General features: G+C 60.5%; 19 protein-coding genes. 13 read left to right on the top strand and 6 right to left on the bottom strand.

Features of this window, described 5'->3' with window-relative positions; all coding sequences use genetic code 11:
* Positions 1–26 precede the first annotated feature (26 nt).
* Positions 27–1718 carry a class I adenylate-forming enzyme family protein gene (locus GLP52_RS16725; protein ID WP_237272978.1) on the bottom strand — a complete coding sequence of 564 codons (1692 nt, stop codon included), beginning with the start codon at positions 1716–1718 and terminating at the stop codon, positions 27–29.
* A gap of 375 nt (positions 1719–2093) precedes the next feature.
* A complete protein-coding gene (locus GLP52_RS16720) occupies positions 2094–3284 on the bottom strand; it encodes an amidohydrolase family protein (protein ID WP_237272977.1) in 1191 nt (396 codons plus the stop codon).
* Positions 3285–3416: 132 nt separating this feature from the next.
* Between GLP52_RS16720 and GLP52_RS16715 the strand changes: the two genes are divergently transcribed.
* The 7 genes from GLP52_RS16715 to GLP52_RS16685 all read left to right on the top strand — a co-directional run bounded on the left by GLP52_RS16715 (position 3417) and on the right by GLP52_RS16685 (position 11376).
* The gene (locus GLP52_RS16715) at positions 3417–4223 is read left to right on the top strand and encodes a ferredoxin--NADP reductase (RefSeq protein ID WP_237272976.1); all 807 of its coding nucleotides are present in this window, start codon (positions 3417–3419) and stop codon (positions 4221–4223) included.
* Between the two features lie 86 nt (positions 4224–4309).
* Positions 4310–5146, top strand: coding sequence for an FAD binding domain-containing protein (locus tag GLP52_RS16710; RefSeq protein WP_237272975.1), 837 nt, complete (start codon positions 4310–4312; stop codon positions 5144–5146).
* Complete coding sequence (locus GLP52_RS16705; RefSeq protein ID WP_237272974.1) at positions 5146–7893, top strand: molybdopterin-dependent oxidoreductase; 2748 nt, start codon at positions 5146–5148, stop codon at positions 7891–7893. The genes GLP52_RS16710 and GLP52_RS16705 overlap by 1 nt, the downstream gene beginning before the upstream one ends.
* The gene (locus GLP52_RS16700) at positions 7886–9373 is read left to right on the top strand and encodes a 6-hydroxynicotinate reductase (RefSeq protein ID WP_237272973.1); all 1488 of its coding nucleotides are present in this window, start codon (positions 7886–7888) and stop codon (positions 9371–9373) included. Before GLP52_RS16705 ends, GLP52_RS16700 begins: the two co-directional genes overlap by 8 nt.
* Positions 9370–10218 carry a UPF0280 family protein gene (locus tag GLP52_RS16695; RefSeq protein ID WP_093732953.1) on the top strand — a complete coding sequence of 283 codons (849 nt, stop codon included), beginning with the start codon at positions 9370–9372 and terminating at the stop codon, positions 10216–10218. The genes GLP52_RS16700 and GLP52_RS16695 overlap by 4 nt, the downstream gene beginning before the upstream one ends.
* Positions 10211–10795 carry an amino acid synthesis family protein gene (locus GLP52_RS16690; protein ID WP_093732954.1) on the top strand — a complete coding sequence of 195 codons (585 nt, stop codon included), beginning with the start codon at positions 10211–10213 and terminating at the stop codon, positions 10793–10795. Before GLP52_RS16695 ends, GLP52_RS16690 begins: the two co-directional genes overlap by 8 nt.
* Positions 10792–11376, top strand: a complete 585-nt coding sequence (locus tag GLP52_RS16685; RefSeq protein ID WP_093732955.1) for an amino acid synthesis family protein — start codon at positions 10792–10794, stop codon at positions 11374–11376. Before GLP52_RS16690 ends, GLP52_RS16685 begins: the two co-directional genes overlap by 4 nt.
* A gap of 3 nt (positions 11377–11379) precedes the next feature.
* On the opposite strand, the gene GLP52_RS16680 is transcribed toward GLP52_RS16685, so the two are convergent.
* Positions 11380–11817: a MarR family winged helix-turn-helix transcriptional regulator gene (locus tag GLP52_RS16680; protein WP_093732956.1), complete on the bottom strand. Its 438-nt coding sequence runs from the start codon at positions 11815–11817 to the stop codon at positions 11380–11382.
* A gap of 159 nt (positions 11818–11976) precedes the next feature.
* Between GLP52_RS16680 and GLP52_RS16675 the strand changes: the two genes are divergently transcribed.
* The 6 genes from GLP52_RS16675 (at position 11977) to GLP52_RS16650 (ending at position 19492) form a co-directional block, all read left to right on the top strand.
* Positions 11977–13044 carry an aromatic ring-hydroxylating dioxygenase subunit alpha gene (locus GLP52_RS16675; RefSeq protein WP_237272972.1) on the top strand — a complete coding sequence of 356 codons (1068 nt, stop codon included), beginning with the start codon at positions 11977–11979 and terminating at the stop codon, positions 13042–13044.
* A gap of 54 nt (positions 13045–13098) precedes the next feature.
* Positions 13099–14316 (top strand): ABC transporter substrate-binding protein, encoded by a 1218-nt coding sequence (locus tag GLP52_RS16670; RefSeq protein WP_237272971.1) that lies wholly within the window; start codon positions 13099–13101, stop codon positions 14314–14316.
* Between the two features lie 71 nt (positions 14317–14387).
* Positions 14388–16250, top strand: coding sequence for an ABC transporter permease (locus tag GLP52_RS16665; RefSeq protein ID WP_093732959.1), 1863 nt, complete (start codon positions 14388–14390; stop codon positions 16248–16250).
* Entirely contained in the window at positions 16247–17023 is a 777-nt protein-coding gene (locus GLP52_RS16660) for an ABC transporter ATP-binding protein (RefSeq protein ID WP_093732960.1), read from the top strand. The genes GLP52_RS16665 and GLP52_RS16660 overlap by 4 nt, the downstream gene beginning before the upstream one ends.
* The gene (locus GLP52_RS16655; protein ID WP_237272970.1) at positions 17016–17717 is read left to right on the top strand and encodes an ABC transporter ATP-binding protein; all 702 of its coding nucleotides are present in this window, start codon (positions 17016–17018) and stop codon (positions 17715–17717) included. The genes GLP52_RS16660 and GLP52_RS16655 overlap by 8 nt, the downstream gene beginning before the upstream one ends.
* Before the next feature lie 146 nt (positions 17718–17863).
* Positions 17864–19492 carry a GMC family oxidoreductase gene (locus GLP52_RS16650; protein WP_237272969.1) on the top strand — a complete coding sequence of 543 codons (1629 nt, stop codon included), beginning with the start codon at positions 17864–17866 and terminating at the stop codon, positions 19490–19492.
* Between the two features lie 29 nt (positions 19493–19521).
* Here the strand turns inward: GLP52_RS16650 and GLP52_RS16645 are convergent, their stop codons facing one another.
* From GLP52_RS16645 to GLP52_RS16635, 3 genes are read right to left on the bottom strand one after another with little or no spacing between them, the layout of a single operon-like run.
* Complete coding sequence (locus GLP52_RS16645; RefSeq protein ID WP_237272968.1) at positions 19522–20433, bottom strand: alpha/beta hydrolase; 912 nt, start codon at positions 20431–20433, stop codon at positions 19522–19524.
* 3 nt (positions 20434–20436) lie between these two features.
* Entirely contained in the window at positions 20437–22056 is a 1620-nt protein-coding gene (locus tag GLP52_RS16640) for an ABC transporter ATP-binding protein (RefSeq protein ID WP_237272967.1), read from the bottom strand.
* A 3-nt stretch (positions 22057–22059) separates the two neighbouring features.
* Positions 22060–22881, bottom strand: a complete 822-nt coding sequence (locus GLP52_RS16635) for an ABC transporter permease (RefSeq protein ID WP_237272966.1) — start codon at positions 22879–22881, stop codon at positions 22060–22062.
* Position 22882 lies beyond the last annotated feature (1 nt).

Below are 22882 nucleotides of genomic sequence, written 5' to 3'. Positions count from 1 at the left end.
CTTTCTTCCGGCCCGGTTGGTGGGCCTTATGTGTCCAGACAGGCCGCGCGGATCGCACGGCGGTCAATCTTGTCGGTGGCACCACGGGTCAAAGGACCGTCCTGGCACCACAGTTTTTCGGGTATCTTGAATTTGGCCAGCCGCCCGTCGAGGTGTGCCGCCATATCCGCCTGCGTTAACGGCTTGCCATCGCGGGTCTGCACAGAGGCCCCGACGACTTCGCCCAAACGCGGATCGGGGACAGAGAACGCGCAGGCCTCGATCACATCGGGGTGGGTGTGCAACGCACCTTCCACGTCAAGACAGGCAATGTTTTCACCACCGCGAATGATGATGTTCTTCTTGCGGTCCAGGATCGTGATATAGCCTTCGGCGTCGATCACACCCAGATCACCGGTGCGCAGCCAGCCGTCTTGCATCGTCTCTTCAGTGGCTTCGGGCTTGTTCAGATAGCAGCGCATATTGGCGGGGCTTTTGACGGTAATCTCGCCCAGTTCGCCCTGTGGCACATCGTTGCCCTTGTCATCCAGAAACCGGATATCTTGCAGCGGCGGGTGCAGCTTGCCTGCGGCGTCGGGGCGTTTGTTGTATTCTTCGCCGACCATCCCGATACCAAGGGCGTTGGTCTCGGTCATGCCCCAGCCGGTCGCGATATCAGCGGCGGGGAATTGTCCCTTAAGCTGCGCCACCTGGGCCGCAGGGCGTTTCGCCCCGCCAGCCCCAAGCCAGCTGAGCGTCGGCAGCGTCTCGCCCATGCGTTTCGCGGCCTCAAGCAGGTCAGCAGATTGCGTCGGCACACCTAGAAAACGGGTCACGCCTTCGCGGTTGATCACACGCACCGCTTCTTCGGCATCCCATTTGTGCAGCAGCGAAATCTTGGCACCGGCTGGCAGGCTCAGCAAAAACAGCGGATGCGTCGCAGTGACGTGGAACAGCGGCGTGACGATTAACCCCGACGGGCGCGGCGCGGGCGGCGCACCGGGTTCAGGGGGTGTGACCAGCGGGACGGCGACCGCCTGTAACAGCCAGCTGAACACCGCGCTCAGCGCACCACGGTGGGTTTGGACCACACCTTTCGGCTTGCCCGTCGTGCCAGAGGAATACATCACCGCAAAATCATCGTCGGTGTCCAGGTCGACACCCTCGGGCGCAGTATCGGCCATACCTTGCATCACCGCCGATAGCTTGTGCGGGCCCATGTCTTCGCCATCACGCACGCCGATCAGACGCAGCCCTAGGTCGTCGACCAGCGGCATCATCCGTTCAAAGCGGGGACCATCAGCAAACACCGTCTTGGCACCGCTGTCTTGCAGCGCATAGTCGAGCTCTTCGGTCGTCCACCACGCGTTCACGAACACCACCACCGCACCAGCCGAGGCAACGGCAAGGGTTAACATCAACAGTTCGGGGTAGTTGCGCATCGCGATGCCGACACGGTCGCCGGTCTTGATCCCAAGCGTGTCGCGCAGCCCGTTGGCAATACGATTCACGTCGGCGACAAATTCATCATAGGTCCAGCGTTCGTCCTGATAGACCAGAAACTCCGCCTCCCCGTTATCATGAATCTCGCGGCTCGCCTGAACGAGGCCTCCAAGGGTTTTGGGAATGTTTTTGAATGTCTTATAGGTGACGCCACGAATGTTGCTCTCGGCTACCTCGAACGTCGGGTTTGTCGAAACCACGTGGCGAATGGCTTCCTCGGGGGTCATTGCGGTCATATGCACCGGCCCGCAGACAGCATAGATACAGATAGTGTGGCCATTTCGTCCTCCCTTATCGAGCCTGTTGCCGGACACTCCTCCACGATTGTCCGCGACTCTGATGTCTGCAGCCTAATCGTTAAAATCCAAACTGCAATACCGCATGATGGAACAATGTTCCGCAAACTGACGTTTGACAGGTTTTTACGCGCACCAAGGCCCCCCGCTGACGCGGTGCTGTATCTTGGCGAAAACTGACCATGAATGCACAGGTAAGAAAAGCCTTTCTTTTGGGGAAACCGAAAGAAGGGCGCCAGGGCACCTGCGATGTCATTGAAACATCGCGTCACTTAGGCGCAGCGGTGCGGGTGCTGCGGCTAATATCGCGCGTGGTTACGTCCCGACGCTGCCGCTGATCAGCTCCGGCAGGCGGGTCGCAGGCGGGGTGTTGCGGCTGCGCAAGCTGCGGACCACGCCATCAATCACCGTCATGCCCACACCCGGCAAATTACCCAGCTGGACGGATTCGAGCATGTTCTTGCCGGGCGCATGCTGTGCCTGATCCATCAAGACGAAATCCGCACATTTGCCGACCTCGATCAATCCGGTATCGAGCTTGCGCTGCCGTGCGGTGTTGCCATTGGCAAAGCAGAACGCGATCTCGGCCGGGACATTCCCCAGCGACGACAGCATCGCGACCATCCGCATGATCCCCAAAGGTTGCACGCCGGACCCTGCCGGACCGTCGGTGCCAAGGATCAACTGATCCAACTTGCCAAGCTCGCGCGCGGTATTCAGCGTCAGCAACGCGGCGCGCTCATTTCCGTTATGCACAATCTCGAGCGCGGCTTTGCAGCCTTCGCACAGGCAGATGATCTGGTCGTCGGGCAGGGCGGAGTGTCCGCCATTGATGTGCCCGACCACATCTGTCCCCGTCTCGAGCACCATATCGGCGTCGATCAACCCCGATCCGGGGATCGAGGGGCCGCCGGTGTGGATCGTGCTTTGCATCCCGTATTTGCGCGCCCATCCCACCATTTGTGCCGCCGTTTTGCCGTCCTTGACGGTGCCCAGTCCGACCTCTCCCAGCAAGGTCACGCCGGCCTTTGCCATCTCGGCAAAGTCTTCTTCCACCATGCCGTGCTCAATAACGGGGGCTCCTGCGTGCACCTTGACGCCAGAGGGGCGGAAATTTTCGTACCAGCGCTGCGACGCAATCGCCATCGCCTTGAGGCCGACGATATCCTTGGGGCGGCCCGGCATATGGACCTCGCCGGCCGAAATGAGCGTCGTGACACCGCCGTGTAGCGTTGAATCGATCCATCCCAACTGCTGCTGACGCGGCGTATAATCTCCCACCACCGGATGCACATGGCTGTCGATCAGGCCGGGGGCCAGTGCCGCGCCATGGGCGTCGACCTCTGTCGTAGCCCCCTCGCAATCCATATCCGTGGCATAGCCCCACTGCGTGATCTTGCCGTCAATCGCGATTAGACAATCCCCGTCGGCTATGGGCTCTTCCATCTTGCCGGTCAGGATCATCCCGATGTTTCGGATCACGAGTTTTGCAGAGGTGTCTGACATGAGATCGCCTTTCAAGCCGCATCAGTTTCATTTGAACGCTAACAGAAAAAATCAACCGATCAAGACGAAACGCTTGACAGAATATCATTTGTGCACAAACAATAATGGAGATCTAGCCGATAAGGACAGCCCATGGACACCGCAGCTGCTATACCCCAAACCTATCCGATCCCCGCCGGTGTCTTTGCCGAAACGGTGACGCAAGTGCAGCACTATACTGACAGCCTGTTCCGCTTTCGCATCACCCGCGATCCATCCTTTCGGTTCCGGTCCGGCGAGTTTGTGATGATTGGGTTGCCGAATGCCGAAAAACCGGTGTTCAGAGCCTATTCTATCGCGTCGCCATCATGGGACGAGGGGGTCGAATTCTACTCTATCAAAGTACCTGACGGGCCGCTGACCCAGCATCTGCAAAAGCTCAAGGTCGGCGACACCGTGTTAATGCGGCGCAAGCCGACGGGGACGCTGGTGAATGACGCTTTGCTGCCCGGAAAACGGCTGTGGATGTTTGCGACAGGCACCGGCATCGCGCCGTTCGCTTCGGTCATCCGCGACCCCGAGACATATGAAAAGTTCGACGATCTGATCCTGTGTCACACCTGCCGCACCGCCGGAGAGTTGACCTATGGCCGAGAACTGGTTGCCAGCCTCAAGGCCGATCCGCTGGTCGGCGAATTGGCGCAAAGGCTGACCCTATACGACACGCTGACCCGCGAGCCATGGTCGCGCGAGGGGCGGCAAACCGATCTGATGATGTCGGGCAAGATGTTCCGCGACCTTGGTCTGCCTCCGATCCACCCGGACACCGACCGCGGGATGATCTGCGGGTCGATTGCGATGCTGAACGACACCAAGGTTGCGCTCGAATCCTTTGGCCTGGTCGAGGGGGCCAACAACCGTCCTGCTAGTTTTGTGGTCGAAAAAGCCTTTGTCGGCTGATGGCATGCGAAATGATTTGACAGATGGGCCTTGGCCGAACCTCTATTCGTATACCAACAAGTTTCTCCGAAGCAAAAGGTGACCAAATGAGCTACCTGACCGCGACGACGCTCGATCAAGCACTTAGCGCGCTGGCCGCAGGGCCGGTGTCGATCATCGCGGGGGGCACCGATTGGTTCCCGGCACAGGGCGACCGTCCAGTGACCGGTGACCTGCTGGACATCACCCGCCTGCCAGAACTGCGCGGGATCAGCCAAACCGACATGGGCTGGCGCATCGGGGCGGCCACCACATGGACGGACATCATCCGCGCCGATCTGCCCGCCGCCTTTGACGGGCTGAAACTGGCCGCGCGAGAAGTCGGGTCGATCCAGATCCAGAACGCGGGCACCATCGCGGGCAATCTGTGCAACGCTTCGCCCGCCGCCGACGGCGTGCCGCCGCTGTTGACACTGAATGCCGAGGTAGAGCTTTGCAACGCAAACGGGTCGCGGGTGGTGCCCTTGTGGCGGTTTCTGCAGGGCGTGCGCCAGACAGATCGTGCCCAGAACGAGCTTGTATCGGCGGTGCATATCCCGACCCCGCCCGTCAACAGCTACAGCAGTTTCGTCAAGCTAGGGGCGCGGAAATATCTGGTGATTTCTATCTGCATGGTCGCGGTGCTGGCAGTGGTTGAGGGCGACAGATTGATCGATATCCGCATCGCTATCGGTGCCGCATCGCCGGTCGCACAGCGGCTGACCACGCTCGAAGATCACTTGCGGGACTGCGCGCTTGGCGACGTGCAAAACCGGATGACGGCTGATCTGATACAATCGCTCACGCCAATTACGGATGTGCGCGCCAGTGCCGACTACCGCCTTGCCGCCAGTGCCACATTGATCCGCCGCGCTGTCACGCTTGCTTTCAAAGGGGTCATCTGATGGACAAACCGACCATGACCGAAGTGACGTCGTTTACCTTGAACGGTGCCATAGCGCAGGTCGAACCCCTGCCGGGGGAGCGGCTTTCTTACGCTTTGCGCGAACGACTGGACCGCAAGGATGTCAAGATCGGCTGCAACGCCGGCGACTGCGGGGCCTGCACTGTGCTGGTCGACGGGGCCCCTGTCTGCGCCTGTTTGATGCCCGTGCAACAGGCCGTGGGGCGACACGTCGAGACGCTGGCAGGGCTGGTAAAAACTGACCGTGACGCGCAGGCGTTGATGCAAAGCTTTCAACATCACCAAGCGGCGCAATGCGGTATTTGCACGCCGGGGATGATGGTCTCTGCCGTGGCACTATTGCGCGCGACCCCGCAACCGGATGCCGCGCAGGTGCAAGACGCGCTTGGCGGGGTGCTGTGTCGCTGCACCGGATATCGCAAGATTATCGACGCAGTGGTGGATGCCCACGCCGCCGCCACGCTGACTGTCGCATCAACCGACCTTGGCCAGCCCGCACGGCGGCTGGACGGGGTGGCCAAGGTCGATGGATCAGAGGCGTTCGGCGATGACGTTGCCCCGACAGGTGCGCTGGTCGCGCGAGCCGTCCGCTCGCCCCATCCCTCGGCAACATTTACCTTTGATGACCTCGAGGCTTGGCGCGTGTCCCACCCCGGCCTCCATTGCGTCCTGACCGCAAGTGATGTGCCCGGCCTGAATGCCTTTGGTGTGATCCCCGGTTTCATCGACCAGCCCGTTTTTGCCGTGAACCACGTGCGGTTTCGGGGCGAGGCGGTCGCCTGCATCGTGGGCGAGGCAGAGACGGTGAACGCCCTTGATCTGGCCACCTTCCCGATCAACTGGACCCCGCAGACAGCGCTTTCGGACACGACGGAGGCAACCGCCCCCGACGCGCCGCAACTGTTCGAGGATCGCAAACGCAATATAATGTGCGGCGGTTTCGTGCAGTGCGGCGATGTGGATGCCGCCCTTGATGCTGCCGATGCCACGGTCGAGGCGCAGTACACCACCAGTTTTGTCGAACACGGGTATATCGAACCGGAAGCCGGCTTTGCCGAAGTGGTAGGCGGGCGCATCCATGTTCACGCCTGCACCCAAGCCCCCGGTATGGACCGCGAGGCGCTGGCCGCGATCCTTGACCGTCCGATGGCTGATATTCGCATCGTGCCAACGGCAGTAGGTGGGGGCTTCGGGTCGAAGATTGATCTGTCATTGCAGCCCTTCATCGCCATTGCTGCACTGAAAACGGGTCGCCCCGTACGTATGACCTATAGCCGCGTCGAGACGATGCAATCGACCACCAAACGCCACCCCGCGCAGATCACAATCAAGGTCGGGGCCAAGGCCGATGGGGCGCTTTCGGGGCTACGCTTTGACGGGGATTTCAACACAGGTGCTTATGCCAGTTGGGGCCCGACTGTGGCCAACCGCGTGCCGGTCCATGCCTCTGGCCCTTATTATATCCCCGACTACCGCGCCCGCAGCAGGGCGGTGCACACCCATTGCCCACCCGCAGGCGCCTTTCGCGGGTTTGGCGTGCCGCAATCAGCCATCGCTCAGGAAACCGCCTTTGATCTGCTGGCAGAAAAGCTGGGGCTCGATCCGCTCGATTTTCGCCTGAAGAACGCATTGGCGGATGGGGTGCCCACGGTCTGCGGTCAGGTCTTTGATCAAGGGGTCGGCATCGCCCCCTGTCTTGAAGCGCTGCGCCCTGCGTGGGAGGATGCAAAAGCCGAATGCGCGCAGTTCAACGCGCAGAATGATACGGTGAAACGCGGCGTTGGGATCGCGGGGGCATGGTACGGCTGCGGCAATACCTCACTGCCGAACCCGTCGACGATTCTGGCGGGCGTGCGGGCCGATGGTACAGTCGTTTTACACCAAGGCGCGATGGACATCGGGCAGGGGTCGAACACGGTCATCCCGCAAATCTTTGCCAAAGCACTTGGCCTGTCGGTTGAAGGCATCGAAATCCTCGGCGGCGATACGGATATCACGCCGGACGCAGGCAAGACTTCTGCCTCGCGGCAGACCTTTGTGTCGGGCAATGCCGCGCTAAAAACAGGCGAGGCGCTGCGGGCCGAGATTCTGCGCCAGGTCAACGCGGGTCCCACAGCACAGATTACGGCGCAAGGCGGGCGGGTGACGGTCACCGACGCGGGCCATGTGCAACAGCTTGATCTGTCACGGCTGCCTGCGGACGACGATGGCTATGTGCTGCGCGCCGAAGAAAGCTATGATCCGCCGGTGAAGCCGTTAGATGAAAACGGGCAAGGCGTGCCCTATGCGCAATTCGGTTACGCCGCGCATCTGGTGGTGGTCGAGGTGGATATCGCCCTTGGTCTGTGCCGCCCGCTGCGCTTTGTCGCCGCCCATGACGTGGGCCGTGCGATCAACCCGTTGCTGGTCGAGGGACAGGTGCAGGGTGGCATCGCCCAAGGGCTTGGTATGGCGCTGATGGAAGAGTATATCCCCGGCCGCACCGAAAACCTGCATGACTATCTGATGCCGACCATCGGCGATGTCCCCCCGATCGAAACGCTGATCCTGGAGGTGGCAGATGCCCACGGGCCCTACGGCGCGAAAGGTCTGGGGGAACATGTGCTGATCCCCACCGCCCCCGCGATCCTGAATGCCATATACCATGCCACCGGTGCGCGCGTGACGCAAACGCCGGCCACGCCCACGCGCCTGCGCGCCGCCCTAAAGGAGGCCGGACATGCCTGATGACCTGCGCGACCCCAAGCCCGAAAAAATCCGCTGCGATGCCTGTCCGGTGATGTGTTTCATCGCCGACGGCAAATCCGGTGCCTGCGACCGCTACGCCAATCACGCGGGCGAGCTGGTGCGGCTTGACCCGCTGACCGTAATCCAGTCAGGGGCCAAGGCCGTGGCCTTTCTGGATCAGGGCGACAATGCGCAGGATTGGGACGGCGACGTGATTCAGGGCGGGCGCGATTTCGTGACGGCCGTGGGGGCGGGGACCACCTACCCTGACTATAAACCCGCGCCCTTCATCGTCAGCCAAGAGGTCGAGGGCGTGGACATGATCACTGTCGTGACCGAAGGCATTTTTTCGTACTGCGGGGTCAAGGTGAAGATCGACACCGACCGCCACATCGGCGACGAACGCGCCGTGGTGCGGGCAGGCGGAGAAGCGATCGGCCACGTCATGACCTCGGAATACGGGTCCAAGATGCTTTCTTTGGGCGGGGTCGAACACCTGACCGGCGGCTCCAAGAAAGAAGGCCGCGTCACCTGTGACGCGCTGCTGCGCCTGTGCAACCGTGAACCCGTCGAGGTCACAATCGACGGCGGCGTCACCATGGTGGTTGAGGCGGGCAAAGCGCCAATTATCAACGGCACGCCAGAAAAGCTGATGCGGGTCGGGTGCGGGTCGGCGACCATCGGGATGTTTGCCAAACAATGGTACGGGCATGTGGACGAGGTGGTGGTCGTCGATGATCACATCACAGGCGTGCTGACCGAACACGAGGCCGGCAAGGGGCTGGATATGACCCCCTCTGGCATCCGCGTGAACGGGCGGCGGTCGACGCCGGGGCGGTATTTTCAAGTCGCGGACCCCGGTACCGGGTGGGGTGGCACCGACGTCGAAGACCCGTTGACCATCCTGCGCGACGCCGATCCGAAACGCGCTTGGCCCGGGTTGCGTCTGCTGATGATCTCTACCACGGGCGAGCAATGGGCGTATTTCACGTTGGATGATGCACTTGTCCCTCAACCCGCCGAGATCACGCCTGAGCTGTTGGTCGTCGCCGACCGCATCGCCGAGAATTGCGAACCCTCGCTCTGTTCGGTGCTGTTCATGGGGGGGGCCGGCGGCAGCCTGCGCGCGGGCGTAACGGAAAACCCCGTGCGTCTGACGCGGTCGGTCAAGGAATCCCTGACCCATGTGTCCTGCGGCGGCGCCGAGGCCTATGTCTGGCCGGGAGGCGGCATAACCGTCATGGTGGATGTCATGGATATGCCCACAAACTCCTTTGGCTATGTGCCCACGCCTGCGCTGGTCGCCCCCATCGAATTCACCCTGCGCCGCGAGGATTACGGCACGCTTGGCGGGCATATGGAGCATATCCAGCCCGTGCGTGATGTGGTCACCGATGACGTACGGCGGGTGGCACAACAGCTGTTACAACCAGATCCGAACGCGCGGGAAAACTATGGCTGGTCGAAGGACGAGACATGACGGCACAGGCGGCGTATCTATCCGGCGGCAGGCTGCATCTGTCCCACGGCCCGATTGACCTGATCATCGGGGCAGATGGCGCGCGCGATGTGGCGTTTCAGGCGGCGTTTGATCGCTTTAGCACTGTTCTATCTGAGCTAACCGCAGAGCTGCCCCTGCTGCGCCGCCCTGTCGACAGCAAACCAAAAGGCAAGATCGCCCGCGCGATGTACCGCGCCGCCTTGCCCTATGCCGACGGGCTGACCACGCCGATGATCTGCGTCGCCGGTGCCGTCGCGGCAGAGGTATTGTCGGCCATGGTGGATGCCTCCAATCTGACCCGCGCCTATGTGAACAACGGTGGCGATATCGCGCTGCATCTGACCGAGGGCGCGCGCTTTGACGTGGGTATTGCGGGGCTGGACGGGCGGTCGCTTGGCAGCGTCACGATCCGCAGCAGTGACCCCATTCGCGGCATCGCCACCAGCGGGCAGGGCGGGCGTAGCCAGTCCTTGGGCATCGCCGACAGTGTGACCGTGCTGGCCCGATCCGCCGCGATGGCCGATGCGGCGGCGACGAGGCTGGGAAATGCCGTTGATCTGCCCGCCCATCCCGCGATCCGGCGTAGCCCCGCCAACCAGTTGCACGAAGACAGCGACCTTGGTGCGGCCCCAGTGGTTACCCATGTCGGGCCGCTCTCCCCTGCCGATGCTAACCACGCCCTCAATGCAGGCGCGACAGCGGCGCAGGGTTTGCGCGACCGTGGCCTCATCTCTGCCGCTGCACTGTTCCTGCGCGACCAACATACTGTCATCGGCCTGCCCGAAACTCTGAAATCCCTAACGAAAGCCCCCGAACATGCCTGAGGTTATGACCCGCAAAATCGTCACCAGCGTCGAAGAGATTTTCCACGAAGGCGGCCCCCCCGCCAATACGCCGCTGAAACGCGGGTCGGTCATGGCTGTGATCCAAAACCCCTATGCAGGCTCTTATATCGAGGACATCCAGCCCTTTATGGAAGACCTCAAACCGCTGGGGGTCGCGATGGCGCAAAAGCTGCTGGCGGCGCTCGGGGTCGAGGCCGCACAGATCGAAGGATACGGCAAAGGCAGCATCGTCGGCACGGGCGGAGAGTTGGAGCACGGTGCGCTCTGGCACGCGCCGGGCGGCTATGCGATGCGCGATGTATTGGGCGGATCGAAGGCGATTGTGCCGTCCACGAAAAAGGTCGGCGCGGCGGGGGTCAGGCTCGATGTACCCGTCACCCATGTCGACGCGTCCTATGTCCGCAGCCACTTTGATTCAATCGAGGTCGGCCTGAACGACAGCCCGCGCGCCGATGAAATGGCTGTGATCCTTGTGATGACCACAGGGGCACGTATCCACAACCGCGCGGGCGGGTTGGATGCAAAGGAAATCGAAGGAAAGGATGGCCTGAGATGAGCGCCGAAATCCGCAAGATCGCCGTTTGGGTCGAAGAGACACACCGCGAGATCGGGCGGCAGATATCGCCGCCGACGCGCAAGGCTGTCGCCGTGGCCGTGATCAAAAACCCCTTTGTAGGCTCTTATACCGAAGACCTGACCCCACTGATGGATATCGGTGCAGAGCTCGGGGGACTGCTGGGTGATAAATGTGTCGCGGCACTTGGCATCACCCCCGCGCAGGCCGAAAGCTATGGCAAGGCCGCAATGGTTGGCGAAGGCGGAGAGTTGGAACACGCCGCCGCCATCCTGCACCCGAAACTCGGCGCACCGCTACGGGTTGCGGTAGAAAAGGGGGCAGCACTGGTGCCGTCGTCAAAAAAGATGGGCGGGCCGGGGCAAGTGTTGGACGTGCCGCTGGGGCACAAAGACGCCGCCTATGTGCGCAGTCATTTCGACGGGATAGAGGTCCGGTTGAACGATGCGCCGCGCGCAGGCGAGATACTGGTGGCCGTGGCTGTCACAGATTCTGGGCGCCCCTTGCCCCGTGTCGGTGGGCTGACCCACGCAGACGCCGAAGGCAAAGATGGCCTGCGTTAGAGCCTAGAGTTTTTCGAGCAGGGCCAGCAGTCGGTCGACCTCGCGCGGGGTGAGGTTGCCGACTGTCTCGGCCGAGATTTCCTGCGCCGTGGCAATCGCCTTGGCCGTCACCGCGATCCCCTCGTCGGTCAGCGAAATTTCCAGCCGCCGCATGTCGGTCTTTGACGGGGTGGAATGGACCAAACCCTTTTTACGCAAACGGTCGATCACCCCTTTGGTGGTCGCTGCATCCATCCCGACCAGACGCCCCAAGTGGTTCTGGCTGATCCGCGCCTCGTCGCGCAGTTTGGCCAGCACCGCAAACTGTGTTGGGGTGATGTCGGGCATCCGTCGGTTGAAAATCTCAAGGTGACGCTGGTTCGCAAGGCGCAGCTTGAACCCGATCTGTTGCTCTAGCGCATAGTCCGCGTTCAGGGTCAGGTCTTGTGTGGTTTCAACCAAGGTTCTTATCCAGTGTTCTGGGGGTCAATGCGTATTGATTAGGCACTATCATCCCACGGTTTCCATCTGGGGTCTATATCAGATGGGCGACAAGAATTTGTTTGACAGCTAACAAGTTTCTGGTCCTTCATGAACCTGTGAAAAGCAAGGAGTGAGAAGATGTCCTTTGTCAGAAACGCTTGGTACGTTGCCGGGTGGTCCACCGACTTTGGCGATGATTTGGTGCCGCTGACACTGCTTGCGCAAAACCTTGTAGTCTACCGCACCAGCAAAGGCCAGATCGCCGCGCTCGAAGATCGCTGTCCGCACCGCTTGCTGCCGCTGTCCAAGGGCAAACGCATCGGCGACACCATTCAATGCGGCTATCACGGCATGACCTTTGGCGCGGACGGGGCCTGCGTGCGGGTGCCGGGGCAATCGAACCTGCCCAAATCTGCCTATGTGGAAAGCTACCCGGTGCTGGAACGCCACGGCATCGTGTTTATCTGGATGGGCGACGCCGACAAGGCAGACCCCGCGCTGGCCTTTGACTTGCCCGAGCTGGGTCAGGAGGGGTGGCACATCCACCACGGCGACAAGCTGCATATTCAAGCCAACTACCTGAATGTGGCCGAAAACCTTGTGGACCCTGCGCATGTCAGCTTTGTCCACCCGACGACACTTGGTAACGCCGCCTCTGAAAACGTGCCGGTGCATGTAAAGACCGCTGACGAGGTGATCGTGGCGTGGCGCTGGATCAGAGATGCGGAGCCCATCGGCTTTTTCAAAAAATTCGGCGGCTTTAACGGCAACGTGGACCGCTGGCACTATTACTATCTGCACATGCCTTCGACCGCTGTCATTGACTTTGGGTCGTCCGACGCAAAGCTTGAACTTCCCGAAGATCAGCGCAACAAAGGCGTGCGTATCTTTGCGCTCCATTTCGTCACACCCGTGACAGAGGACTATACGATCGACCACTGGATGCACCTGCGTAACACCGCCCTTGGCGATGACGCCGCGTCGGACCAAATGGACGCGATGTTCCGCGTTGCATTTGCCGAGGACAAGGCGATTTTGGAAGCCGTCCACCAAGAAGAGCAGCGCCCCCAAAAACGCAAACCCATCCGCATCGCTATCGACAAGGCACCCAATGTCTACCGTAAACGCATCCGCGACCGGATCGAGGCAGAGGCGACGGACGATCTGGGCGACCCTGTCGCACCGGTGTTTGTCCAACATGATTGATCTAAAAAACAAAGCCGCAAAAGACGGCACACCCCAACACGAGAGGACCACCAGATGAACAGAAAGACATTCCTGAACAGCGTCATAGGGGCCTTTGCCCTTGGCGTCACCGGCTTCGCTGCGTCAGCGCAATCGGGCGAGCCGATCAAGGTCGGCGAGATCAACCACTACAAACGTCTCGCCGCTTTTGCGGAGCCCTACAAACAGGGCATTGAACTGGCGCTTGAGGAAATCAACGCCGATGGCGGCGTGCTGGACCGCCCGCTTGAATTCATCTTCCGCGACGATCAAGGCGACCCCGGTGAAGCGATCAAAATCGCCGAAGAGCTGATGACCAGCGAAGGCACCGTGATGATCACCGGTTCGATCCTGTCGAATGTCGGCTTGGCGATCTCCTCGGTCGCGGCGGAAAAGGGCTGGGTTTACCTTGCGGCCGAACCGCTGGCTGACGCGCTAACCTGGAGCCAAGGCAACCCCTGGACCTTCCGCCTGCGGACCTCGACCTATATGCAGGCCGCGATGCTGGCGGAACAAGCCGCCAAGACCGATGCCGTGAAATACGCGACCATCGCGCCGAACTATGCCTACGGCAAAGACGCCGTTGCCGCGTTCAAAGAGGTGCTGACCCAGCTGAAACCCGAGGTCGAATTCGTCGGAGAGCAATGGCCCGCGCTGTTCAAGATCGATGCCGGTGCCGAGGTACAAGCGTTGGAGCGGTCCAAACCCGACGCGATCTATAACGTGACCTTCGGCCCTGACCTTGCGAAATTCGTCCGCGAAGGCACCACCCGCGGTCTGTTCGACGGCCGCACCGTCTATGGCCTGCTGTCGGGCGAACCGGAATACCTAGAGCCACTGGCTGATGAAGCCCCCGAAGGCTGGGTCGTGACCGGCTACCCTTGGTACGACTTCACCGAAGAAGACGGCGCGAACAAACTCTTTGTTGACGGCTATCAGGCGAAATTTGACGAAACGCCAAAGCTCGGCTCGCTTGTGGGCTACATGACCGCGCAAAGCATCGCCGCGGCGATCAGCAAAGCCGGTTCAACTGAAAGCGACGCGATCCGTATGGCCTTTGAAGGTTTGGACGTGACGACGCCCGTGGGCGACATCACCTTCCGCGAGATCGACAATCAGGCCACCATGGGGGCCTTTGTTGGGAAAACCATGCTCAAGGATGGGGCAGGCGTTATGACCGACTGGACCTATCTGGACGGTGCCGACTACCTGCCGTCAGACGAAGAAGTGACGAAACTGCGTCCGGCAGAATAACCCGGACCCGCTGCCAAGGGGGGAGGCTCCCTTGGCAGCACTGACCCCCTCCCTAATATCAAGAGGTGCCCATGGGCCTTTTTATCGCACAGATTCTGACTGGGCTTGCCAATGCGGGTGCGCTCTTCATGGTTGCCTCTGGGCTGTCGCTGATCTTTGGCGTCACACGGGTGGTGAATTTTGCCCACGGGTCGTTCTACATGCTGGGCGCCTATGTCGGCTATTCGCTGATGCAGGTGCTGCCGGGCATGGTCGGTTTTTGGGGTGCGATCTTGCTGGCGGGGCTGATCGTCGGCGTCATCGGCGTGATCGTCGAGATCTGCGTGCTGCGACCTGTCTATAGCGCGCCTGAGCTGTTCCAACTGGTCGCGACCTTTGGCGTCATCCTAGTCATACAGGATCTGGCGCTCATGATCTGGGGACCGACCGATCTGCTGGGACCGCGCGCGCCGGGGCTGAAAGGGGTGATCCGCATCATGGGGGAACCCGTGCCGCAATATGACATCGCGTTGATCATCATCACGCCCTTTGTCGCCTTCGCCCTGTGGTACCTGATCACGAAAACCCGCGTCGGCACCTTGGTGCGCGCCGCCACCCAAGACCGCGAGATGGTCGGTGCCCTTGGCGTCAATCAGGCTTGGCTGTTTACGGGCGTCTTCTTTCTGGGCTGTGCGCTTGCAGGGCTTGGCGGCGCGTTGCAACTGCCCAAAGGCGGTGCTGATTTGCTGATGGATTTCAGTATCATCGGGTCGGTCTTTGTGGTCGTGGTCATCGGCGGCATGGGGTCGCTGCCAGGGGCCTATCTGGCGGCAGTGATCATTTCGGTCCTGAACGTCTTTGGCGTGACCTATGCGCCGCAATCGACGCTTGTTCTAATGTTCGTCGTCATGGTGATCGTCCTCATGTTCCGCCCCTTCGGTTTGCTGGGAAAAGAGGAAATCGCAGGCGAGCACGGCCAGACCGGAGAGCCGGAACGCCCGATCAAACCCGCTGGCAACCGCGTACGGATGCTGGTGACTGCCGGGTTAGTCCTTCTTGCGCTGCTGCCGTTCTACAGTGGTAACTTCGCCGTGGTGCTGGTGACGGACATCATGATCTTCTGTCTCTTTGCCGCCTCGCTGCACTTCATGCTCGGGCAGGGCGGATTGGTCAGCTTTGGCCATGCGGCCTTCTTTGGCGGCGGTGCCTATGCCGCGGCGCTATTCGTCACCTATGCCGACACCCCGATGGAGCTGGCGCTGGTGCTGGCCCCCATTTGTGCGGGTCTTGCCGCTGTGGTGATTGGATGGGTCTGCCTGCGGTCGACCGGTGTCTATTTCGCCATGCTCACGCTGGCCTTCGGGCAACTGCTCTGGAGCCTTGCGTTCCAGTGGGGCGATGTGACGGGGGGCGACGACGGGCTGGTCAACATCTGGCCGTCCGATTGGGCGTCGGACAATGACGTGTATTACTACCTCGCTTTCGTCTTTTGCATCGGGGGCATCCTGCTGCTGCGCCAAGCCGCACACGCGCCCTTTGGCTATGCCATGCGCGCAGCACGCGACAGTGCGCGTCAGGCCGAAGCAATGGGGATCAACACCAAGCGCATCCAGTGGGTCGCCTTTACCTTTGCGGGTATCATGGCGGGTCTGGCCGGCGGGTTGTTCGTCTTTTCCAAAGGCAGCATCTTCCCGAACGAGCTTGAGACCGCACGCAGTTTCGATGCGCTGATCGTGGTGTTTCTGGGCGGTGTAAAAACACTGGCGGGGGGCTGGGTTGGTGGTGCGTTCTTTGAAGGCGTCAAAGATTACTTGACCCGTTTCGAATACTGGCGGCTCGCCTTGGGCCTGCTGATCATCTTTGTCGTGATCCTTGGCCCCGAAGGCATCGTCGGATCGCTGCGCAAAGCGGGCGAACGCATCGGCCTGCTGAAAACACCGGAGGACGCGAAATGAGCCCGATCCTGTCTGTGCGCAACCTGTCCCGCAATTTCGGTGCCATCAAGGCGGTGGATGACGTCAGTTTCGACCTTGCCAAGGGCGAGCTGCTGGCGCTGATCGGCCCCAATGGCGCGGGCAAAAGCACGTGTTTCAACATGCTGATGGGGCAGCTGAAACCGTCGTCCGGCACCGTGCAGTTGATGGGCAAGAATATCGCCGGCATGCAACCGCGCAAGATCTGGCGCATGGGGGTGGGGCGGACGTTTCAAATCACTGCGACATATGCCTCGATGACCGTGGTCGAGAACGTGCAGATGGCGCTGATGTCGCACCACAAACGGCTCTATTCGCTGACGAAATTCGCGCATAAGCTTTACCGCGACGAGGCCTTGGCGCTGCTCGATACTGTGGGCATGGCCGATCAGGCCGAACGCCACTGCGCGGTGCTTGCTTATGGTGACCTCAAGCGGCTCGAACTGGCGGTCGCCCTGGCCAATGACCCGATCTTGCTGCTGATGGATGAACCCACCGCTGGCATGGCACCGCGCGAACGGATCGCGCTGATGCAGCTGACCGCCGACATTCTGGATCAACGGGGGATCAGCGTGCTGTTTACAGAACATGATATGGATGTGGTCTTTGCCCATTCGCACCGGATCATGGTGCTCAATCGCGGCCAGTTGATCGCCGATGGCACCGTCGACGAGATCCGCAACAACCCGCAGGTGCAAGAGGTCTATCTGGGCGGCGGCACGCTGTTCAAAGCGCAGGAGAATGCCCATGCTTGAAGTGAACGGCGTAAATTCATTTTATGGCAAGGCGCAGGTCCTGAACGATCTGAACTTTGATGTTGCCCGCAGCACCGTCGTTGCGCTGCTGGGGCGCAACGGGGCCGGCAAGACCACGACAATGAAATCCATCATGCAACTGGTGCGGCCGCGCAGGGGCAAGATCATCTATCAAGGCCAAGACATCACCGGTTGGCCCAGTCACAAAGTCGCGCGCAATGGTCTGGGCTATGTGCCCGAGGAACGCCGGATTTTCACCCAGCTTACCGTGCTTGAAAACCTCGAGGTGGGCCGCCAGCCGCCCCGCGACGGGTGCACCACCTGGACCGAAGACATGGTGTTTGATCTGTTCCCGAACCTCGCCGAACGCTGTCACAACCGTGGCAAGGCGCTGTCGGGGGGTGAACAGCAGATGCTGACCATCGCACGGACCTTAATGGGCAATCCCGCGTTCATCCTGCTAGATGAACCCTCGGAAGGGATCGCGCCGGTGATTGTCGAACAGATGGCCCGTGTCATCCTGCAACTTAAAGACGAAGGATTAACGGTGCTCTTGTCGGAACAGAATTTGCATTTCGCCCAGGCCGTGGCCGATGCGGTGGTGATCATCGAGCACGGCACCCAAAAATTCGCAGGCTCGCTGGCGTCCCTGCAATCACAGCCTGAAATTCGCGATCAATATCTGTCGGTGTAACGGACATTCAGCTTTCTAGGTATCGCAGCCGTGCCGCTGCAATTGCGGACGACTTTGCAAGAAAACCCTTTTGAGCCATGACGGAACATGAAAACGTGTTTTGATGACGGCTGCGGGTCCGAGAGCCGCGAAAGAGGGAGCGCGATATGACGGACACGTCCAGCCTTGATGGCGACTATGATTATATCATCATCGGGGCAGGAACCGCGGGCTGCGTGCTGGCCAACCGGCTGAGCGAAAACCCCAAAACCAAGGTGTTGTTGCTAGAGGCAGGCAAGTCCGACAACTATCACTGGGTGCATATCCCCGTTGGGTATCTTTATTGTATCGGCAATCAGCGCACGGACTGGATGATGCAGACGGCACCCGATCCGGGGCTGAACGGGCGCAGCCTTGTTTACCCGCGGGGCAAGGTGTTGGGCGGCTGCACGTCGGTCAACGGCATGATCTATATGCGCGGGCAGGCCGCCGATTATGACCACTGGCGTCAATTGGGAAATACCGGATGGGGCTGGGACGATGTGCTGCCCTACTTCTTGAAATCCGAAGACCACCACGGCGGCGATACGGAACTACACCGGCAGGGCGGCAACTGGAAGGTCAGTAAACAGCGGCTAAAGTGGGATATTCTCAAGGCCGTTCAAGACGGCGCTCAGGAATTCGGCATTCTGCCGCGTGCCGATTTTAACGATGGGGATAATGCGGGCTCGGGCTTTTTCGAGGTCAATCAGGACAGGGGACGCCGCTGGAGCACGGCACGCGGTTTCCTGCGTCCAGCGATGAAGCGCCCCAATCTGCGGGTCATCACCCAGGCCCATAGCGACAGTCTGATCCTTGACGGTAAAACCGTCCGAGGCGTCAGATTTCGCCGCAAAGGCAAAGTACAAAAAGCGTTCGCGCAGGCCGAAGTGCTGCTTTGCGCCGGTGCGATCAATTCGCCCAAGCTGCTGGAACTGTCAGGCATTGGCCGCGCGAATGTGCTTGCCGATCAAGGCATAGCGCTGCACCACGAATTAAACGGCGTCGGAGAGAACCTACAAGACCACCTGCAAATCCGCACCGTTTATAAGGTCACGGGTGCAAAGACGTTGAATACTATGGTCAACAGCTTTTCAGGCAAGGCGCGCATGGCCCTTGAATACGGGCTCAAGCGGTCTGGCCCCCTCTCGATGGCTCCCAGCCAGTTTGGCATGTTCACGAAATCCGACCCCTCCATGGCGACGCCTGATCTGGAATACCATGTTCAGCCCCTGTCCACCGACCGACTGGGCGATCCGCTACACGCTTATCCGGCGATCACAATGTCAGTGTGCAACCTGCGTCCCGAAAGTATCGGCACCTGTCACATCACCACATCCGACAGTGACACACAGCCCGATATCCGGCTGAATTACCTCAGTTCCGATCATGACAAACGTGTCGCCGTCACATCGCTCAGGCAAGCGCGTGAGATCATGACAGCCAAGGCGCTGCAGCCCTATGCGCCAGAAGAGGTGCTTCCCGGCAGCGCCTACGCCACCGATGAAGAACTGCTGGCCAAAGCGGGCGACATTGCCACAACGATTTTCCATCCGGTGGGCACCTGCAAAATGGGGCAGGATGCGAAGGCCGTGGTTGGGACGGACCTGCGCGTTCACGGGATGCAGGGGCTGCGCGTTGTCGACGCGTCGGTGATGCCGCGCATCGTATCGGGCAACACCGCATCGCCGACGGTAATGATCGCAGAGAAAGCAGCCGATATGATTATGCGGGGGGACCCGCGCGCTGGTGAATAGCGCGGCCCGATTATGGTATAGGCTGGGTGCTATCGTGCGAGGAAAGCGTTGATCCAGTTGCAGATCACGCGAAAGCTCTCGGCTGCGCGGGCGCTGCGGTGGCGGGCCCGCAGGTAGCCGTGGATCAGTTGCGGTTCATTGCGCCATTCTGCATCAATACCTTCGGCCTGTAGCGCTTTTAGATAGGCCGGGCCGTCGTCCCGCAGCGGATCAATATCGGCGGTGACGATGAACGCGGGGGGCAGTCCTGCGAAACTTTGCGCAACCAAAGGCGAGATTTCAGGGTTGCTGCGCCGCAGTTCCATATCGCCGCCTGTCAACATACCAGCATAGGTTTTCAGGTCCTGCGTGCGCAGCATCGGGGCTTCGGCGTTATCGATATAGCTTGGCGCATCCATGTCGCCGCCTAAACCTGGATAGATCAGCACCTGCGCAAGCGGCATCGGCCCACCGGTGCGACGCATCCGGAAACACAGACCCGCAGAAAGATTGCCGCCTGCGCTGTCCCCAATGGCGATACCCTGACGCCCGTCGGCAGCTTCAACGCTCCAGACCGCTGCGACATCATCGATCTGCGCGGGAAACAGGTGTTCCGGCGCGAGCCGATAATCGACAGAGATAACCTCGCATCCGGTCGCAACGGCCAGTTCAGCGCACACATCATCATGGCTATCAAGCCCACCAACAACAAACCCGCCCCCGTGAGAATAAAGCAAAAATGGTCGAGCATGCGCACCTTCAGGCGTGTACCGCCGTACTGGAACGCCTGCGACGCTTTCGTCGCGCACCGGCAGTCCGGCTGGACGCGAGGCACGAAAAACAGCGCACATCGCGTCATACATACGGCGGTTGTCTTGTGCGGTCGCCCCATTGGCTTCGGCGGGGTAGGCGGCTTCGGTATCTGCGATAAAGCGGAGCACCTCGGGATCGGTCACGTGCATGGGTCAGGCTTCCTCTCTGGTCTTGATGGTCCGGTCGAGCCAGTCGGGGTCCATATCGGGCACCGAGCTGAGCAGCAATTTAGTATAGGGATGATGCGGCGGCGTGAACATCTGGCTTTTCGGGCCTTGCTCAACAACCTTCCCGTTTTGCATCACTACCACATAATCCGCGATAGCACGCACTGTGGCAAGGTCATGGGTGATGAACATATAAGCGAGCCCGCGTTCGTCTTGCAGCCGTTTGAGCAGACGCAAGATGCCTTCGGCGACCAGTTGATCCAACGCCGATGTGACCTCGTCACAGATGATGAACTTTGGCTCGGCGGCCAGGGCCCGGGCAATGCCGATACGCTGCTTTTGCCCGCCGGAAAGCGAGCCAGGATAGCGGTCGATAAATTCGTCAGGGTCAAGCTCGATCGCGGTAAGCAGCTCGCGGATTTTGTCTTCCTGTGCCCGACCCCGCAGCCCGAGATAGAACCAGATCGGCCGGCCAAGGATTTCGCGGATGGTCTGTTTGGGGTTCATCGCGGTATCGGCCGATTGATAGATCATCTGCACCTGCTGCAAGTCCCCCTTGCGCCGCTGCGCGAGCCTTGGGGGCAGGGCCGTACCCTCGAGCGCGATCTTACCGGCAGTCGGCGGCAACAATCCCGTAATGACCCGTGCCATGGTCGATTTTCCCGAGCCGCTTTCGCCCACAACGGCCACCGTGCGCCCCGCGTGAATATCAAAGCTGACGTTTTCAAGCACCGGGATGCCCTGCGCATATTCTGCGGTCACATCGTGAACCCGCAGCACCGGCGTTTCATCCGTTGGCACTGGCCGTTCCTCGACTTCGAAACTGCGCACAGCCCAAAGCGACTTGGAATAGGGCTCTTTCGGGTTCGCCAACATCTCGCGCGTGGGCTGCTCTTCGACCTCTTCGCCGCGCAGCAGAATTTTGATGCGATCAGCCATCTGGGCGACCACGGCTAGGTCATGGGTAATATAAATCGCCGCGGTGCCAAGTTCGCGCACCGCATCGCGGATGGCACGCAGCACCTCGATCTGTGTGGTGACATCCAGTGCGGTGGTCGGTTCATCAAAAATAATAAGGTCAGGCTTGCACGACATTGCCATCGCGGTCATTGCGCGCTGCAATTGTCCCCCCGACAGCTGATGCGGATAGCGAAAGCCGATTTCATCGGGGTTGGGCAAACGCAGACGGGCGTACAGCATCCGGGCATCCTGCGCCGCATCACGCTGCGAAGTTAATCCGTGAATATCCGCCGGGCCTTCGCTGTATTGATCGATCAGCCGGTGTGCGGGGTTGAAATTCGCCGCCGCCGATTGCGCGACATAGGCGATGCGCTTGCCGCGCAGCCCACGCTTGCGACGCTCGCTGAGGCCTCGCAGGTCCATTCCGTCAAACGTGATCTCTCCGCCTGAAATGCGGGTCCCATCGCGGGTATACCCCATGGCAGCAAGGCCCATCGTCGACTTTCCTGCACCGGATTCCCCGATCAGCCCCAGCACTTCGCCCCGCCTAAGTTCAAGGTCCACACCTTTGATAATGGGGAGCCAATCGCTCCCCTTGCGCCCTTCGATCTTAAGATCTCGAATGGTTAAAAGCGGTTTGCTCATCTCTTAATCCTTCAGGCCAGAGGTGCGGTGAAGCATCCAGTCCACGACGAAATTAATTGCCACGGTCAGCAGCGCGATCGCGGCTGCGGGCAGCAAGGGCGTAATGTCGCCAAAGGTAATCAGCGCCGCATTATCGCGCACCATCGATCCCCAATCGGCGGTGGGGGGCTGGATGCCGAGGCCCAGAAACGACAGGGCAGAGATTGCGAGGAAAACAAAGCAAAAGCGCAGCCCGAATTCGGCCACCAGCGGGGCCATGATATTAGGCAGGATCTCGCGCCGGATCAGCCACCACATGCCTTCGCCGCGCAGCCTTGCGGCCTCGACAAAGTCCATCACCACGACATCCATCGCCACGGCGCGGGACAAGCGAAACACACGCGTCATCTCGAGCGTGGCGATGACAAGGATCAAGGTCAGGATCGAGGTGCCGAAAATGGACAGCAGCAACAATGCAAACAGCAGTGACGGGATCGAGATCAACATATCTACCAGACGCGACAAGATCTGGTCGGCCCATCCACCGACCACGGCTGCAAACAGTCCTAGGAGTGCGCCGGAGAAAAAGGCGATTCCAGTGGTCGCAAGAGCGATGCCGATGGAATTGCGCGCCCCCCAGATCAGCCGCGACAGCATGTCCCGCCCAAGATTGTCGGTCCCCAGCAGATAGGCCCCGCCAGGTGGTTCGAACTCCATCCCGACAATCTCGGTTTCAGCGAATGGGGCCAGTTGCCCTGCGAAAATGGCGATAAGGGCATATAGGACGATGACAATAATGCCAAAGACAGCCGTGGGCGGGACGGAAGCACCGTTATAAAATCTCATG

The organism is Sulfitobacter sp. M22, from assembly GCF_021736025.1.
Classification (GTDB): Bacteria; Pseudomonadota; Alphaproteobacteria; order Rhodobacterales; family Rhodobacteraceae; genus Sulfitobacter; species Sulfitobacter litoralis.
The sequence above is the reverse complement of the archived record's forward strand: the minus strand, read 5'-3'. Positions and strand labels throughout refer to the sequence as shown.